The sequence below is a fragment of the Luteimonas sp. WGS1318 genome, from assembly GCF_043187535.1.
Lineage (GTDB): Bacteria > Pseudomonadota > Gammaproteobacteria > Xanthomonadales > Xanthomonadaceae > Luteimonas.
The window spans coordinates 1,863,280-1,879,501 of record NZ_CP171131.1; the positions used below are offsets into that span (position 1 = coordinate 1,863,280).

At 70.1% G+C, this 16,222-nt stretch carries 14 protein-coding genes; 8 read left to right on the plus strand and 6 right to left on the minus strand.

What is annotated here, in order from left to right:
* Positions 1-512 precede the first annotated feature (512 nt).
* Together clpA and clpS are read right to left on the minus strand one after the other, a co-directional pair.
* Positions 513-2,792, minus strand: coding sequence for an ATP-dependent Clp protease ATP-binding subunit ClpA (gene clpA / locus ACF3M1_RS08625; protein ID WP_394005126.1), 2,280 nt, complete (start codon positions 2,790-2,792; stop codon positions 513-515).
* A gap of 78 nt (positions 2,793-2,870) precedes the next feature.
* Positions 2,871-3,191, minus strand: a complete 321-nt coding sequence (gene clpS, locus ACF3M1_RS08630) for an ATP-dependent Clp protease adapter ClpS (RefSeq protein WP_096209292.1) — start codon at positions 3,189-3,191, stop codon at positions 2,871-2,873.
* A gap of 93 nt (positions 3,192-3,284) precedes the next feature.
* On the opposite strand from clpS, the gene ACF3M1_RS08635 reads away from it, so the two are divergent.
* The 6 genes from ACF3M1_RS08635 (at position 3,285) to ACF3M1_RS08660 (ending at position 7,626) form a co-directional block, all read left to right on the plus strand.
* On the plus strand, positions 3,285-3,824 hold the full coding sequence (locus ACF3M1_RS08635) for a hypothetical protein (RefSeq protein ID WP_394005127.1): 540 nt from the start codon (positions 3,285-3,287) through the stop codon (positions 3,822-3,824).
* Positions 3,821-4,300 carry an NUDIX hydrolase gene (locus ACF3M1_RS08640; protein WP_394005128.1) on the plus strand — a complete coding sequence of 160 codons (480 nt, stop codon included), beginning with the start codon at positions 3,821-3,823 and terminating at the stop codon, positions 4,298-4,300. The genes ACF3M1_RS08635 and ACF3M1_RS08640 overlap by 4 nt, the downstream gene beginning before the upstream one ends.
* Positions 4,297-5,451, plus strand: coding sequence for a tRNA 2-thiouridine(34) synthase MnmA (gene mnmA, locus ACF3M1_RS08645; protein WP_394005129.1), 1,155 nt, complete (start codon positions 4,297-4,299; stop codon positions 5,449-5,451). Before ACF3M1_RS08640 ends, mnmA begins: the two co-directional genes overlap by 4 nt.
* 9 nt (positions 5,452-5,460) lie before the next feature.
* Positions 5,461-6,072, plus strand: a complete 612-nt coding sequence (gene hflD / locus ACF3M1_RS08650; protein WP_394005130.1) for a high frequency lysogenization protein HflD — start codon at positions 5,461-5,463, stop codon at positions 6,070-6,072.
* Between the two features lie 99 nt (positions 6,073-6,171).
* The gene (locus ACF3M1_RS08655; RefSeq protein WP_394005131.1) at positions 6,172-7,365 is read left to right on the plus strand and encodes a methyl-accepting chemotaxis protein; all 1,194 of its coding nucleotides are present in this window, start codon (positions 6,172-6,174) and stop codon (positions 7,363-7,365) included.
* A gap of 12 nt (positions 7,366-7,377) precedes the next feature.
* Entirely contained in the window at positions 7,378-7,626 is a 249-nt protein-coding gene (locus ACF3M1_RS08660) for a hypothetical protein (RefSeq protein ID WP_394005132.1), read from the plus strand.
* Positions 7,627-8,285: 659 nt separating this feature from the next.
* Here ACF3M1_RS08660 and ACF3M1_RS08665 read toward each other — a convergent pair.
* Positions 8,286-11,042 carry an EAL domain-containing protein gene (locus ACF3M1_RS08665; protein ID WP_394005133.1) on the minus strand — a complete coding sequence of 919 codons (2,757 nt, stop codon included), beginning with the start codon at positions 11,040-11,042 and terminating at the stop codon, positions 8,286-8,288.
* Positions 11,043-11,193: 151 nt separating this feature from the next.
* Here ACF3M1_RS08665 and ACF3M1_RS08670 point away from each other — a divergent pair, with 151 nt between their 5' ends.
* Both ACF3M1_RS08670 and ACF3M1_RS08675 read left to right on the plus strand, forming a co-directional pair.
* Positions 11,194-12,540, plus strand: coding sequence for an ATP-binding protein (locus ACF3M1_RS08670; protein WP_394005134.1), 1,347 nt, complete (start codon positions 11,194-11,196; stop codon positions 12,538-12,540).
* Positions 12,541-12,555: 15 nt separating this feature from the next.
* Positions 12,556-14,280: an EAL domain-containing protein gene (locus tag ACF3M1_RS08675; RefSeq protein ID WP_394005221.1), complete on the plus strand. Its 1,725-nt coding sequence runs from the start codon at positions 12,556-12,558 to the stop codon at positions 14,278-14,280.
* A gap of 1 nt (position 14,281) precedes the next feature.
* Here ACF3M1_RS08675 and ACF3M1_RS08680 read toward each other — a convergent pair whose 3' ends face one another.
* The 3 genes from ACF3M1_RS08680 to flgM all read right to left on the minus strand — a co-directional run bounded on the left by ACF3M1_RS08680 (position 14,282) and on the right by flgM (position 16,198).
* A complete protein-coding gene (locus ACF3M1_RS08680; RefSeq protein ID WP_394005135.1) occupies positions 14,282-15,490 on the minus strand; it encodes an ATP-binding protein in 1,209 nt (402 codons plus the stop codon).
* Between the two features lie 61 nt (positions 15,491-15,551).
* Positions 15,552-15,887: a flagellar protein FlgN gene (locus tag ACF3M1_RS08685; protein ID WP_394005136.1), complete on the minus strand. Its 336-nt coding sequence runs from the start codon at positions 15,885-15,887 to the stop codon at positions 15,552-15,554.
* A complete protein-coding gene (flgM, locus tag ACF3M1_RS08690) occupies positions 15,887-16,198 on the minus strand; it encodes a flagellar biosynthesis anti-sigma factor FlgM (RefSeq protein ID WP_394005137.1) in 312 nt (103 codons plus the stop codon). Before flgM ends, ACF3M1_RS08685 begins: the two co-directional genes overlap by 1 nt.
* Positions 16,199-16,222 lie beyond the last annotated feature (24 nt).

Sequence of the window (16,222 nt, forward strand, 5' to 3'; positions counted from 1 at the left end):
CTTGCGTTTGGAGTCGACGGAACGATTGCCCGACGATGGCGCTTCATCGACTCGACGCGCGGCGGCACGGGCGCATTGCCGGATGGTGGTGCGCTGACGGATGTTCCCGGACGGTCGTACGGGGCAGGTCGCATCCGCGTCCGTCACGGCGTTCGCCATTCACGACGAGATGCCGCGTCCTTGCCTGGCCTTGGATCGGCTGGTGCCGGCGCGCGCCGAAGTGCTTCGTGGGCCTCCGTGCAGATGCAGGTAAGCCCGCGCGCGCGATGGAATTGCGTGGCTGTACTTCGCGCGCGAGCGCGCTCCTACAGGGGCGTGGTGCCGGCGTGTCGTTGGGCAGCGCCGGAGCATGGAGGAGCGCCCTCGGGCGCGATGGAGATTTTTCGATAAGTCGCGCGAGCGCGCTGCTACGGGCGCGTGCGCGTTCGAACACTGCTGGCGGGTGATCTGTACACGCCCTTGCGAACGAGGCGCCCATGGGCGCCTCGCTTGCGGCCCGGGATTCCGGGTCCCTACTCCACCGTCGCCGTCAGCAGCTTTTCCGGCTCTGGGAACGTCTCGACCGTCAGCTCGCCGTCCTTGACGTCGATGATCACGCGTCCGCCGTGGGCCAGCTTGCCGAACAGCAGTTCGTCGGCCAGGCGGCGCTTGATGCGGTCCTGGATGACGCGCGCCATCGGCCGGGCACCCATCTGCGGGTCGAAGCCATGCTGGGCCAGCCAGTCGCGTGCTTCAGGCGATGCAGTGACCGCCACGTTCTTGTCGTGCAGCTGGCTCTCCAGCTCGATCATGAACTTGTCGACCACGCGCAGGATGTGATCGAAGCCGAGCGACTGGAACTGCACGATGGCATCGATGCGGTTGCGGAACTCGGGCGAGAACGACTTGCGGATCACTTCCATCGCATCGCTGCTGTGGTCCTGGCGCATGAAGCCGATCGAGCGACGCGAGGCCTGGGTGGCGCCGGCATTGGTCGTCATCACCAGGATCACGTTGCGGAAGTTCGCCTCGCGGCCGTTGGTGTCGGTCAGCACGCCGCGGTCCATCACCTGCAGCAGGATGTTGAAGATGTCCGGATGCGCCTTTTCGACCTCGTCGAGCAGCAGCACGCAGTGCGGCGTCTTGACGATCTTCTCGGTCAGCAGACCGCCCTGGTCGAAACCGACATAGCCCGGCGGCGCACCGATCAGCCGGCTGATCGAGTGCGACTCCATGTATTCCGACATGTCGAAGCGCACCAGCTCGATGCCGAGCTGCAGCGCCAGCTGGCGCGTGACCTCGGTCTTGCCCACACCCGTAGGACCGGCGAACAGGAAGTTGCCGATCGGCTTGTCCGGGTTGGCGAGGCCCGAGCGCGCGAGCTTGATCGCCGACGTCAGGGTTTCGATGGCCGGATCCTGTCCGAAGATCACCATCTTCAGGTTGCGCTCGAGATGTTCGAGCACGTCCTTGTCGGTCGCGCTGACCTGCTTGGCCGGAATGCGCGCCATCTTGGCGACGATGGTTTCGACCTCCTCGACGTCGATCAGCGCCTTGCGCACGCCTTCGGGCAACAGACGCTGACGCGCGCCGGCTTCGTCGATGACGTCGATCGCCTTGTCGGGCAGCAGCCGGTCGGCAATGTGCTTGACCGACAGGTCCACAGCGGCCTGCAGGGCATCGTCGGCATAGGTGACGTCGTGGTGCGCTTCGTAGCGGGGCTTGAGGCCGAGCAGGATCTGGAACGTCTCGCTGACCGTGGGCTCCACGATGTCGATCTTCTGGAAGCGGCGCGCCAGCGCGCGGTCCTTTTCGAAGATGCCGCGGTATTCCTGGAACGTGGTCGAGCCGATGCAGCGCAGTTCGCCCGACGACAACGCCGGCTTGATCAGGTTCGACGCATCCATCGTGCCGCCCGACGCCGAGCCGGCGCCGATGATGGTGTGGATCTCGTCGATGAACAGGATCGCACCGGGATGCTTCTTGATCGCGGCCAGCACCGCCTTCAGGCGCTTCTCGAAATCGCCGCGGTACTTGGTGCCGGCGACCAGCGCACCGAGGTCGAGCGAATAGATCGTCGCCTCGCTGAGCACCTCCGGCACTTCGCCGTCGACGATGCGCTTGGCCAGACCTTCGGCGATCGCGGTCTTGCCCACGCCGGCTTCGCCGACGTAGAGCGGATTGTTCTTGCGGCGGCGGCACAGCACCTGGATCGTGCGCTCGACTTCCTCGGCGCGCCCGACCAGGGGGTCGATACGGCCGTCGCGGGCGGCGGCGTTGAGGTCGCTCGCGTACTCGGCCAGCGCATCGCCCTTGGCGTCGCTTTCGCCCTCGCGCACCTGGCCGGCCTCTTCGGGGCCGGCTTCGCCTTCTTCGCCGCCGGTCTTGGCGATGCCGTGCGACAGGTAGTTGACGACGTCGAGACGGGTGACGTCCTGCTGGTTGAGGTAGTAGACCGCGTGCGAATCCTTCTCGCCGAAGATCGCGACCAGCACGTTCGCGCCGCTGACCTCTTTCTTGCCGGAGGATTGCACGTGGTAGACGGCCCGCTGCAGCACGCGCTGGAACCCAAGCGTGGGCTGGGTGTCGCGCGTGTCGTCGTCGGCGAGTTTGGTGACCGAGGTCAGGATGGCCTGTTCCAGATCCGCACGCAGTCGCGCGAAGTCGGCACCGGTCGCCTTGAGGACCGATTCCGCGGACGGATTATCGAGCAGGGCAAGCAGCAGGTGTTCGACGGTCATGTACTCGTCGCGGGCCTCGCGGGCGCGCTTGTAGCACTGGCCGATGGTGAACTCGAGATCTTTGCTGAACATGGGGCGGACGCCTCCGGAATACTGCAACCCTGGATGGGGGCCTGAACCCGGTTTTTCCATCCCTGCCCCGGGACCTGTTTAGGCCTTTTCCATCGTGCAGAGCAAGGGGTGAAGGTTGAGTCGTGCGTATTCGTTCACCTGCGCGACCTTCGACTCGGCGACCTCGCGGCTGTAGACGCCGCAGACCCCGCGCCCGCGGGTATGGACATGCAGCATGACCTGGGTCGCGCGCTCGATGTCGAGGGCGAAGAACCGGATCAGGATCTCGACGACGAAGTCCATCGGCGTGTAGTCGTCGTTGAGCAGCAGCACCGAGTACAGCGGCGGGGGCGCCACTTCAGGGCGGCTGGTCGCCACGGCAGTGCCGTGGTCATGGTCGTGGTCGTGCTTGCGGCTCATCGGGCAATTATAGAGGGCCGCCCGCCGGGCGCGGATGGACGCTCCGGATGGTGGGCGTCAGAATGCCGCGATCCCCCGCTCCCGGTCGTCCGCATGCCGTCTCTCCTCCGCCGCCTGGTGTCTGCCGGCGCGCTGCTGGCCCTGTCCGCGGGCGCACTTGCGGCGCCGCCCGCCCCGGCGTTGCGTCTGGCCCTGCCCGAAGCGGCGCCCGTCGCTGGCCACGCGGCGTCGGACGACACCCTGGCCGCCCGGCTCGACGCGCGCGGCATCCGCTACGAGCACGACGCCGATGGCGATTACCGGGTGGTGTTCGCCTGGCAGCAGGAAGGACGTTCGCAGGCGGCGTTCGTCGCCGGGCGCGCACACGTCTTCGGCGACAGCGCGGTGCGCGAGGTCTTCTCGCCCGCGGCGCGCGTGCCCGAGGGGGGCTTCGACGCCGAACGCAGCGACATGCTGCTCCGCGACAGCCAGTCCAACATCCTCGGCGCGTGGGAGATCGCCGGCGACGTGCTGTTCTATGTCATCAAGCTGCACGACGACGCCGACGGCACGCGCCTGGAGCAGGCACTCGAGGCCGCGGCCCAGCTCGCCGACGACATGGAGCAGCGCCTGACCGGGGAGGACGTGCTGTGACCGTGCGCGAAGGCCGGTTCTGGCAACCGGACGTCACGGTGGCGACGGTGGTGATCGATGCGGGGCGCGTGCTGTGCGTCGAGGAGCGCGTCGAAGGCCGCCTGGTGCTCAACCAGCCGGCGGGTCATCTGGAGCCGGACGAATCGCTGATCGACGCGGCCGTGCGCGAAACCCGCGAAGAGACCGGCTGGGATGTCGAACTCACCGGGTTCGTCGGTGCCTACCAGTGGACGGCGCCGCCGGGTCCCGATGGTCAGGGCGGCCGCCAGTTCCTCCGCTTCGCCTTCGTCGCCCGACCGCTGTCCCACGACCCGTCGCGGCCACTCGACGACGGGATCGAGCGCGCGCTCTGGCTGTCGCCCACGGATCTGCGCGATGCCGCCGAGCGCCATCGCAGTCCGCTGGTGTGGACCGTGGTGGCCGATTGCCTCGCCGGCCAGCGGTTTCCGCTGGCGCTGTTGCAGCAGGTGGCATGAGCCCGCCGGATGTCGTGGTGGGCCTGTCGGGCGGCGTGGACTCGTCGGTCGCGGCGCTGGTGCTGCGCGACGCCGGCGTGTCGATCGCGGGGCTCTTCATGCAGAACTGGGCCGACGACGGCAGCGGCGACTGCCGTGCCGAGGACGACCGGCGCGACGCGGTGGCGGTCGCCGGGCGCCTTGGCATTCCGATCCAGTTCCGCGACTTCTCCAGCGAATACTGGGACGGCGTGTTCGCCCACTTCATCGAGGAGTACGCCGCCGGCCGCACCCCGAACCCCGACGTGCTGTGCAACCGCGAGATCAAGTTCAAGCATTTTCTCGACGCGGCCCAGGCGCTGGGCGCCGGGCGTATCGCGACCGGACACTACGCGCGCGTCGACCACGCCCACGGGCGATGGCGGCTGCTGCGCGCGCGCGATGCCGGCAAGGACCAGAGCTATTTCCTGCACCAGCTCGGCCAGCCCCAGCTGGCGGCGACGCTGTTTCCGCTGGGCGACCTGCCGAAGTCCGACGTGCGGGCCATGGCGCGCGCGGCCGGTCTGCAGACGGCGGAGAAGAAGGATTCGACCGGCATCTGCTTCATCGGCGAGCGCGATTTCCGCAGTTTCCTCGCCCAGTACCTGCCCGCACGCGACGGCGAGATCCGCACGCCCGACGGGCGCGTCGTCGGCACGCACCCGGGCGTGTTCTATTTCACGCTCGGCCAGCGCGAAGGTCTGCAACTGGGCGGCGTGCGCGGGTTCGCGGCGGCGCCGTGGTACGTGGTCGACAAGCGGGTCGCGGACAACGTGCTGGTCGTCGACCAGGTCCGTGACAGCCCGTGGCTGATGTCGACGACGACCCGCACCGGCCAGGCGCACTGGATTGCCGGCACGCCGCCGGCCTCGCGTTTCGATGCCCGGGCGCAGACCCGCTACCGCCAGCCGGACGAGTCCTGCACCGTCACGGTGCGCGATGACGGCACGCTGGACGTCCGGTTCGAACGCCCGCAGCGGGCGGTGACGCCGGGCCAGTCTCTGGTGCTGTACGACGGCGACGAATGCCTGGGCGGCGCGGTCATCGAGTCCACCGATGCGCCGCGTACCGATGGCGCTGCGGCGGGGGGCTCGCCCGGCTCCTCCGGCCCGGCGCCCGCAGGCAGCAGGTAAACTGTGCGAATGAGCAATTCTTTCGACGACCGGGTCCTGGCGCTCGCCGCGCTGGCCCAGGCCCTGCAGCAGGTCCGCACCACCGCCGAATCGGGCCAGTCCCGCAATGATTCCGCCGAGACGGTGATCGGCAGTGTCTTCCGCATCGATGCCGATTCGGTGGCTGATGTCTACGGCGGCGTGCCCCGCCTGCAGCCGGGTCTGCGCCTGCTGCGCGATATCTTCACCCGGCAGCAGCCCGACGACGGGGTCGCCAAGCTCGCGATGTCCGTGATCCGGCTGGAGCGCAAGTTTTCGGCCGAGCCTGACGTGATCGACGCGGTCAGCGACGGCCTGCACCGCATCGCACCCCAGGCCCGGGCCGACGGCGCCACGCATCCCGACGTGCTCAAGGCGCTCGGTGAGCTCTATGCCGAGACGATCAGCCAGCTGCGTCCGCGGGTGATGGTCCAGGGCGCGCCGCACTACCTCGGCCAGGCCAACGTGGTCGCCGAGATCCGGGCGCTGCTGCTCGCGGCCGTGCGTGCTGCGGTGCTGTGGCGTCAGCTCGGCGGCACCCAGTGGGAGCTGCTGATCGGGCGCGGGCGGATGCTCGAATCGATCGCGCGCATGGTGCCCTGACCGGTCGCATCGTGCGAAACAGCGGATGCACGTCGGCGCGCTAAAGCCGCGCGGGTGGGTGCCGATACCGGGGACGTGAGAAATCCCCTGAGAGCGCCCATGTACGCACGCATTCTGATCCGCCTCGCCGCGCCGCTGGCGCTGACCCTGCTGCTGCCGCTGGCGTTCGTCCTCGACTGGGCTGCGCCGGTGCGCTGGGCGATCCTGATCACCCTGACGGCCAGCTGGATTGCGACCGCGTTCCTGCTGGTCCGGCGCGACACCCGGCCGTCGCCGGAGCACACCCGGGCGATGAAGGAGCAGGACGAACTGCTGGGCGAACTGCGCCAGTTCGTCGGCGCCGAGATCGAAGGCTCGCGCATCGAGGTCGAACGGGCCCGCGAACTGATCCGCCAGGCCGTCAGCGGCCTGGGCAGCAGCTTCGACGCGATGAACCGCAAGTCCCGCCAGCAGTCGCAGGCGATGAGCCGCCTGCTCGACCGCACCGGCGACCAGGACGGCATGGGCGGCGCGGATGTCGCGCGCTTCGCCCAGCACGCCAGCCAGCGGATGGAACAGCTGGTCGAGGCGCTGGAACAGGTCAGCGGCCAGAGCGGCGTGACGGTCACCCATATCGACGAGATGGCCGGCCACCTCGACGGCATCTTCGCCCTGCTGGAAGATGTGAAGTCGATCGCCGACCAGACCAACCTGCTGGCGCTCAACGCCGCGATCGAAGCCGCCCGTGCCGGCGAGGCCGGGCGCGGCTTCGCGGTCGTCGCCGACGAGGTGCGCAACCTCTCCGAGCGCTCGACCGCCTTCAACGAACAGATCCGCAAGCTGGCGCATTCCTCGAAGGAGTCGATCGCCAAGGTCCGCGATACCGTCTCGGGCATGGCCTCGCGCGACCTCGACCGCTCGCGCGAAGCGCGGTCGGAAGCGGCCGGCATGCTGGAACAGGTGGCGACGATCAACCGCACGCTCGGCGACGGCATGCGCGAGATCTCCGACTGCGGCCGTGCGATCGATGCCAGCGTCAGCGAAGCGGTGCGTGCGCTGCAGTTCGAGGACATCGCCACCCAGGCGCTCGGCGGCGTGCATTCGCACCTCGAGCGTCTCAACGCGATCAACCGCGAGGCGATCGATCTGCAGGACCTGCTGCGCCGCAATGGCGGCGTGTTCGACGAGGAACTGATGCGGGCCCTGCAGCGCATCGGCCAGCGTCTGCGCGACCTGCGGACGACCTGGGAGCGGCCGCCGCACAAGCCGGTGACCCAGGATTCGATGGGCGCCGGCACCGTCGAACTCTTCTGACGGCCGCCCGCCTTGGATCGAGGCTCCACACGCGACACCCCGCACGCCCCGGCACCTGCCGGGGCCTGCGCGTTCGTGCCGCCGGAGCCGTCGACGGTGCGCCGCATCGGCGGCGACCTGCTCGATCGTCTGGAAATGGCCGGCCGTCTCGAACTGGAGGGCCTGCTGGCTTCGGCCGACGCGCGCGAGCGCACAGGCGCGCCGGCCCGAATGGATGCTGTGGAATCGGTCATCGCCTGGGATCTCGCGGCCGGCTTCTGAGCGTGCGTGCGCCGGACGCCTGAGGCAGCGTGGCGCGCGTGCCGCACACGTCGTCCGATGCTCGCCGGCAACGCGTCCTTGCCCGGGATTCAAACCTGTTCTCGCACCCGCCCTGCGCCATTCGTCCTTCGGGTGACATGCCGGGCTGACATGGCGCGAGCACCCGCCGAGTGCGGCACTGCCGCCGCGCGATGCGCGACAACCGATTCCCACGCGCGCAGGCTGATGGCGGCCCTACCCCCACAGATCGCAACGCGCGAGGGGATGGCGAACGTCGATTGAGACGTTGCGAGAACACGCCACGCTCTCTGCGCCGCCTGAGCTCACCGGCGGCAGGCCAACGCTCCGCGCGCGCCCAGCGCGACGTCGCAGCGCGGACGCGCGTGTACCCACGGCCGGCGTCACCTAAACCGCGAACACAGCGCGCATCGCCGTGCGGACACGCTCGCTGCGGGTTCGCGCGCAAACCGCGCACGCGCCGCCGACCTGCATACACAAGGCCCGGCTCACGAAGATCGAGATGGGGCGCCCGACCCAATGGTCACCGACCGCCACAAGCGTGCCGGCACGTGCGCAGCACGGCGCCACGCCGAGCGTCGTGCGCGTGCGCTTCGCCCGTGGTCGCGTACGTGAGCGAGATCGAAGGCGTGGCGCGTGGCTCAGGCCAGCGCGAGATGCTGCTGGGCGACGGCCTGGACCTGCCCCTGCAGCCAGCGCACCAGCTCGCGCGGCGGCAGCGGCCGGGCGTACAGATAGCCCTGCACTTCGTTGCACCCGTAGTCGCGGAGCAACTGCTCGTCGGCGTCGGATTCCACGCCCTCGGCCAGCACCCGCATGCGCAGCGCCGTGCCCAGCTGGATGATCGCGCGGGTCACCGCCACCGCGCGGCCGTTGGCATCGGCATCCGCCAGCTCGGCGATGAAGCTGCGGTCGATCTTCAGCCGCCCGACCGGGAACCGGCTGAGGTAGCTGAGACTGGAGAATCCGGTGCCGAAATCATCGACGGCCAGCCCCACGCACGCACTCTGCAACACGCCGAAACAGGCCCACAGCGCATCGGTGTCGAGCAGCAGGGCCGATTCGGTGATCTCCAGTTCCAGCCGCGCGGGCGGCCAGCCGGTCGCACTGCAGGCGGCCAGCACGCGCTGGGCGAAGCCCGGATCGCGCAGCTGCACTGCCGAGACGTTGACCGACATCCGGCCGAACGCAAGCCCGGCGGCATCCCACGCCGCGGCCTGCCGGCAGGCCTCGCGCAGCACCCACTCGCCGATCGCGACGATGTCGCCGGTGGATTCGGCGATCTCGATGAACTCGTCCGGCGGGCAGGTGCCGAGCGCGGGATGTTCCCAGCGCAGCAGGGCTTCGACGCCGCAGACGGTCTGCTGGTCGAGATCGATCTGCGGCTGGTAGGCGAGCGAGAATTCCTCGTGCTCGAGCGCACCGCGCAGCGCGTGTTCGATGTCCAGGCGGCGCCGTGCCCGGCGCCATGCGTCGGGACTGTAGAACTCGATGTGGTTGCGGCCGCGCTGACGCGCGCCGTGCAGGGCCACGCCGGCCGCGCGCAGCAGCTCGTCGAATCCGACGCCAGGCGGGCGCACCGCGATGCCGGCGCTGACGCCGAAGCGCAGCACCTCGCCCGCCGCCGGCACCGGATCGGACAGGCCGGTCACGAGGCGTTGTGCGGTCGCGGCCACGTCGTCGCGGCCGGCGCCGTGCTGCAGCAGCACGACGAACTCGTCGGCGCCGATGCGGCCGAACAGGTCACCCGCGTCGACCAGCATGTGCAGGCGCGCGGCGACCGCGCGCAGCACGATGTCGCCGGCCGCGTGTCCGTGTGCCTCGTTGATGCCGCCGAAGCCGGAGATGTCGAGCAGTAGCAGTGCCTGATAGACCCCCGCCCCGCCGGCGAGCGCGGCATCGACGTCGTGACGCAGGCGGGCGCGGTTCGGCAGCCCGGTGAGCGCGTCGAAGTGCGCGAGGCGCTCGATGCGTTCGGTGGCGGCGCGCTCGCCCGAGATATCGCGAAACAGCACGAGGTAGCGTGGCGGCCCGCCGGCATCGCGATCGAAATCCACGACCGCCTGGGTCCAGATCTGCTCGCCGTCGGGCCGGTAGAAGCACAGCTCGAGGGTTTCGGCCGGCGCGCCGTCGGCGACGCGGCTCATCGCCGCCTCCAGGGCCTCGCGCGACTCGGTGGTGTAGTGGCGCAGCAGCTCGGCCAGCGGCAGCGATTCGTCCTCGCGCCCGTGCAGGCCGGCGCACTCGCCGGTCCAGTGCAGCACCCGCGTATCGGCGTCGATCTCGCAGCCGCCGATGCGGCCGAGCGCGGCCACGCGTCGCAACAGCGCGCCGCGACGATGCACTTCCGCATCGAGACGACGTTGCCGGGTGACGTCCTGGACCTGGGCCAGCACGCGTCGCGGAGCCCCCATCGCATCGAACTGGGGTGACGCCCAGACCTGCAGGTGGAGCGGCCCGCCGGCGCCCGCGACGACGAGTTCGAACTGGGCGGGTCGGCCCTGTTCGTGCAGGTCGCGCCAGGCGCGGCGCAGCACCGGGCGATCACCGCGGCGGCAGCGTCGCAGCCATGCGCGGACGCGGGCGTCGCCGTCGAGGCCCAGGGCGCCGCGCAGCGCGTCGGCAGATTCGACCCGGCCGCTCGCCAGGTCCCAGCGCCAGCTGGCCATGCCGGCCAGGCGCTGGGTGTCCTCGACCAGGCTGCGCTGTTCGCGCAGGGTCTGTTCCAGCCCTTTCTGGCTGTCGATGCAGGTCAGCGTTCCGGCGACCTTGGAGGGTCGGCCCTGCGCATCACGCGCGGTGATGCGTCCGCTGTCGCGCACCCAGCGCCAGGTGCCGTCGGCGGCCTCGCAGCGGTATTCGCACAGGTAGTGCGCGGCGGTGCCGTCGAGGTAATCGGCCAGCGCGGTCCGCATCGCGACGCGATCGTCGGGATGAATGCGCTGTTCGATGTTCTGGAACGGCAACGGCGCATCCTGGCCCGGCAGTCCCACCCACTCGATCCACGCGCCGGAGCCGCGCATCTGGTCGTGGCGCAGGTCCCACACCCATAACGCGTGACCGCCCGATTCCGCGGCTTCGAGCCAGTCGTCGATGTCTTCGGACAGGCGGATGCTCAGCGAGAACGCGACCGGGGTGCCGGCGTCGATCTCGACGGTGCGCAGCAGGCCGCGCAGCGGCGCGCCGGTGTCCGGCAGCTCGCACGGCAGCTCGCGCTCGCCCGCGAGCAGGCGCGCGTAGAGGCCGGCCAGCGACAAGGCATGGTGTTCGACCAGCTTGTCGAGCCCGCGCCGGCGCGCGGCCGGATTCGCCACCAGGCAGCGCCCACCCCGGTCGAGCAGCAGCACACCGTCCGAGACCGGATGGTCGAGAAGGCTCGAGATGAGGCCGGAATCCATTGCGCTGCATTCGCTCCGTGGTCTGTGCGCCCCGGCGTCCGGTGGCCGGCAGGGCGTCCCGATTGTTAACGGCGCGATCGGGTTGAAGTTGAGCCGTGTCTTCACACCCCGGGTAGACTGCGGCGACGCGCATGGAAGGAGATCCGCCGGGATGCCGACCGGACACCCCACCGTCGAGGTTTCGCATCGGGACCGTTCCACCCCGCACCACCGGCTGGCGGCGCTGCGATGGCAGGTGCCGCTGGTCCACGCCCTCCTCGGGCTGGGCGGCTTCGCCGTGGCGCTCCGGCTGCTCGACCGCAGCGCGGCGGATGCACCGGCGGCGTGGCCGGTCCTCGCCGGCGTGGTGCTCGGGGGCACCGGCCTGTTGGCCATCTGGCTGCACCTGCGCCTCGCGCGGCACATCTCTGACGACGCGGCCGCGACGCACGCACCGGCACAGGCACAGGCACGCGGGCAGGAACTGCGCGAACTGATGCGGCTGCTGCCCGATGGCGTTCTTCTGCTGGTGGACGACCGCGTGGCCTATGCCAACCCCGCCGCCGAGGCGATGTTCGGCCATGCGCCGGGCAGCCTGGCGGACCTGGGTGCTGGCCAGCTGGTCGCCGACGGCGATCGCGACACACTCGAGGCCTGGCGACGCGCGCCGGCAACGTCCGACGCGCCGCCGACGTCACTGCGCATGTGCCGCCGCGACGGCACCGTGTTCCGCGCCGCGCTGACCGCCGCGCAGACCCGGCACGACGACCGTCCCTGCACCCTGCTCGTCGTGCGCGACCTCACCGATGCCGAGCGCATGCGCGACGATCTGGCCGCCGGCAACCGGGAGCTGCAGGCGCTCGCGGCCCGCGTGTTCACGCTGCAGGAGGACGAGCGGCGTGCGATCTCGCGTGAGCTCCACGACGACATCGGCCAGTCGGTGACCGCGATGAAGATGGCGGCCGGCTCGGCGCTCGACGAGGACGACGTCCAGCGCCGGCGCGACGATCTCGAGGACATCCTGGTGCTGGCCGACGCCACGCTGGAACGGCTGCGCGACATCTCGATCCTGCTGCGGCCGCCGCAACTCGATGCGCTGGGTCTCGAAGCCGCGCTGCGCTGGCATGCCGAACGTCTGCTGCGCAATGCCGGGATCGTGGCGGCGCTGGAGATCGCGTCGCTGCCGCGGCGTCCGGACCCGGCGGTCGAACAGGCCTGCTTCCGCATCGCGCAGGAGGCCTTGACCAACGTCGTGCGCCACGCCCGCGCGGCTCGGGTGGTGTTGCGGCTCGAGGAGGCGGGCGACGGGCTGGCGCTCAGCGTCCACGACGACGGGGCGGGCTTCTCGCCCGGCGCGGCACGCGGCCTGGGTCTGGTGATCATGCGCGAACGTGCCCAGGGTACCGGCGGGCGGCTCGACGTGACGGCTTCGCCCGGCGGCGGCACGCGCATCGAGGCCTGGCTGCCGTACACACCCGAAGCAGTGGCCTTGCCGGCCGCGTCCGGGTCCGGCGGCTAGAATCCCCCGATGCACATGCCCGTCCCCGATCCGCACCCCGCGGTGCCCCGCCTCGGCGCGGCCCATCCCGAGCTGGTGGCGATGATCGAGACGGCGGTGCACAGCGGCACGCCGCTGGTCCTGCTGCACATCGACCTCGACCATTTCGCGTCGGTCAACCAGAACATGGGCATGGACGTCGGCGATGCCGCGCTGGAGGCCGTGGGCCTACGTCTGCAGGACCGGCTGCAGGGCCGCGGCACGGTGTGGCGGCACGGCAGCGACGAGTTCGTCGCCGCGGTGCCACTCCAGGCCGGTGGCGACGCGGCGGACGCCCAGGCGATCGCCGAGACGCTGATCGCCGAGATCGAGCGTCCGCTGGAGGTGCTGCCCTACACGCTGTTCCTCGAAGCCAAGATCGGCGTCAGCCTGTGTCCGCAGCATGGCGACGATCCGAGCCGCCTGCTGCAGCTGGCCGAGACCGCGGTCCGGCGGGCCTCGCACGCGGTCGACGAGCCCGTGCAGCTGCACACCGCCGATGTCCGCGACCGCGCCTACAGCGAGAGTGCGATCGCCCGGCAGATCGTCGATGCGCTGCCCAATGGCGAGTTCCGCCTGCGCTACCAACCCAAGATCAGTGCCCGCGACGGACGCGTGATCGGCATGGAAGCGCTCGTGCGCTGGCAGTCGCCGGTGCTGGGGCTGCTGCTGCCCGAACGTTTCCTGCCGACCGCCGAGCGCATCGGCGTGATCCTGCAGATCGGGGACTGGATGCTCGACCGCGTGATCGCCCAGGTGCGCGCCTGGCGCGACCAGGGCTTCGACGATTTCTTCGTCGGCATCAACGTGACCACGCAGCAGCTGCTGCAGCCGGACTTCGTCGACCGGCTGCTCGGGCGCATGCAGCACGCCGGCCTGCCGATGACCTCGATCGTGCTCGAACTCAACGAGCGCGTGCTCACCCACAACAGCACCGATGTCGTCTACCGCACCGTCTCGGTACTGCGCCACGAGGGCATCGCGGTGACGCTCGACAACTTCGGCACCGGCGACGCGAGCCTGAGCGCGCTGGTGCGCTATCCGGCCGACATCCTGAAGATCGACCGCAGCTTCATCAGCGCCGCGCCTGCGGGCAATCGCGAGACCGCGATCGTCCGCGCGCTGATCGCGATGGGCCACCAGCTGGGCATGAAGGTCATCGCCAACGGCGTCGAGACCGAAGCCCAGCTCGGGTTCCTGCGCCGCGCCGACTGCGACTACTTCCAGGGCTACCTGTTCGGCGAGCCGATGAGCGCCGAAGCCGCCGGCCAGGCGCTGCGCCAGCGCTATCTGCGGCCGGAGCTGTTCACGGCGACGCAGTCCGACCGCACGCTGCTGCTGGTCGACGACGAACAGAACGTGCTGCGCTCGCTGGTGCGGCTGTTCCGTCGCGACGGCTACCGCATCCTCGCGGCCGGCAACGTGCGCGATGCCTTCGGCCTGCTGGCCACGAACGACGTGCAGGTGATCCTGTCCGACCAGCGCATGTCGGAGATGGACGGCACCGAGTTTCTCGGGCGGGTGAAGATGCTCTACCCCGACACCATCCGCCTGGTGCTGTCGGGCTACACCGATCTGGCCACGGTCACCGACGCCATCAACCGCGGCGCGATCTACCGCTTCCTGACCAAGCCCTGGGACGACAACAAGCTGCGCGAGCACATCCGCCAGGCGTTCGGTACCTACGAAAGCCAGCGTGGACGCGAGACGCCGGTGACGTGACTCAGGCCTGCGCCGGCTGCGGCTGGCGCACCGGCAGGACCACCCGGAACCGGCTGCCGGTCTGCGGCGAACTGTCGACCTCGATCCGCCCGTGGTGCTTGGCGACGATGCCGTAGGAGATCGACAGGCCCAGCCCCGTGCCCTTGCCCACCGCCTTGGTGGTGAAGAACGGATCGAAGATCCGTTGCAGCATCTCCGACGGAATGCCGCTGCCAGTATCGCCGATCTCGACCCACACCTGGCCCGGATCGTGGCCGGTGCGCACGCTGATCACCCCTTCCCCGTCGATCGCCTGGCCTGCATTGAGCAGCAGGTTCATGAAGACCTGGTTCAATTCCGACTGCAGGCATTCGACCATCGGCAGCGTGCCGTAGTGCTTCTCCAGCGTCGCCTTGTAGCGCAGCTCGTTCCAGACGATGTTGATGGTCGAATCGAGGCCCGCGTGCAGGTCGGCCAGACGCCAGGCGTGTTCGCGATCGGAGCGCGAAAAATCGCGCAGGTCGCGGACGATGCCGGTCACGCGCTCGATGCCCTGGCGCGATTCGGTCAGCAGTTGCGGCAGGTCGCGGCTGATGAAGTCGACGTCGAGGCGTTCGCGGGTGGCGTCGACTTCCGAGCGCATCGCATGCGGATCCGGCGCCCGCATCGCGCGCTCGTAGACGTCGATCAGCGCGAACAGGTTGCCGACGTATTCCTGCAGGCTGCCGAGGTTGGAATGCACGTAGCCGATCGGATTGTTGATCTCGTGCGCGACGCCGGCGGCCAGCTGGCCGATCGAGGCGAGCTTCTCGGACTGCAGCAGTTGCTCCTGCGCGGCGTTGAAGCGGACGTTGAGTTCCTCGTGCCGCAGTTGCAGCGCCTGCTCGTCGTCGCTGCGCGCGCCGTCCTTGAGCAGCAGCAGGAATCGCCCGACATCCGCGCCCAGCCAGTGCAGCCGCGCATCCAGCGCCCGCCCGGGGGCGAGCGTGATTGCGCCGTCCCACTGCGCGTGCTCACGCGCATGGCGCACGGCTTCGGGCGTCAGCACCCGGTCGAGACGGCCGGCCGCCTCCGCCCACAGCGGCTGCAGGCGCAGCAGCGCCTCGGCCGAGGGATTGGCGTACATCAGGCGGCCGTCGGCCTCGTGCAGGCAGACGCCTTCGTCGAGACGCGCGAGCGCGAGTGCGGCCAGCGGTGCCGGCGGTGCGGAAAGCGGGGACAGCGGAGTCACGGCGGCGGGATCCGGGAACGTGGAGCCCGAAGTCTAAGCCGTGAGGGGCGGCGCGGTCGCCTCAGGCGACGGCGAGCTCGCGTGGGCGACTGGTCAGCTCGGCGCGACCGCTGGCGTCGTAGGCCGGGGCGCTCTCCATGCGGCCCAGATGGCGCAGGGCCCAGTTGACCTCGCGGCGCCGGCGCGCCAGCAGCGCGCCATTGGCCCGGTTGAATTCGGCCAGCTCGGCCAGCGGCCCCGACAGTTCGCCGTCGGGATAGGTCTCAAGCTCGCGCAGCGCGACGATCTTGTCGCGCGTGGAGCGCATCAGCGCATCCACGTCGTGGGCGATCAGCGCCTCGCGCTCGTCGGCGAGCGCGGACGCCAGACGCTCGAGGCTGGCCTGCGCGTCGGACATCAGCCGGCCAACCGTGCGTCCAGATCGAGCATGCGCGACGCGATGGCCTCGGCGTCGACCTTATACGTGCCGGCGGCGATCGACTCGCGCACGGCCTGCACCTTGGCCTCGTCGAATGCCGGGCGCGTCGACAGGTCGCGCTGCAGCGCCTGCAGGCCGGCGGCCTCGCCGGTCAGGCGCAGGCTGTCGCCGCCGTTGGCGGCTTCGATGGCCTTGTCGCGCGGGTCGCCGGCGCGTGCCACCTGGGCACTGCCCACCGGGCTGATCGCACGGGTCACCGGGGCGGAGGGTCCTTCGATCTTCTGGGTCATGTCGGGGGTCCTGACACGCGTGTC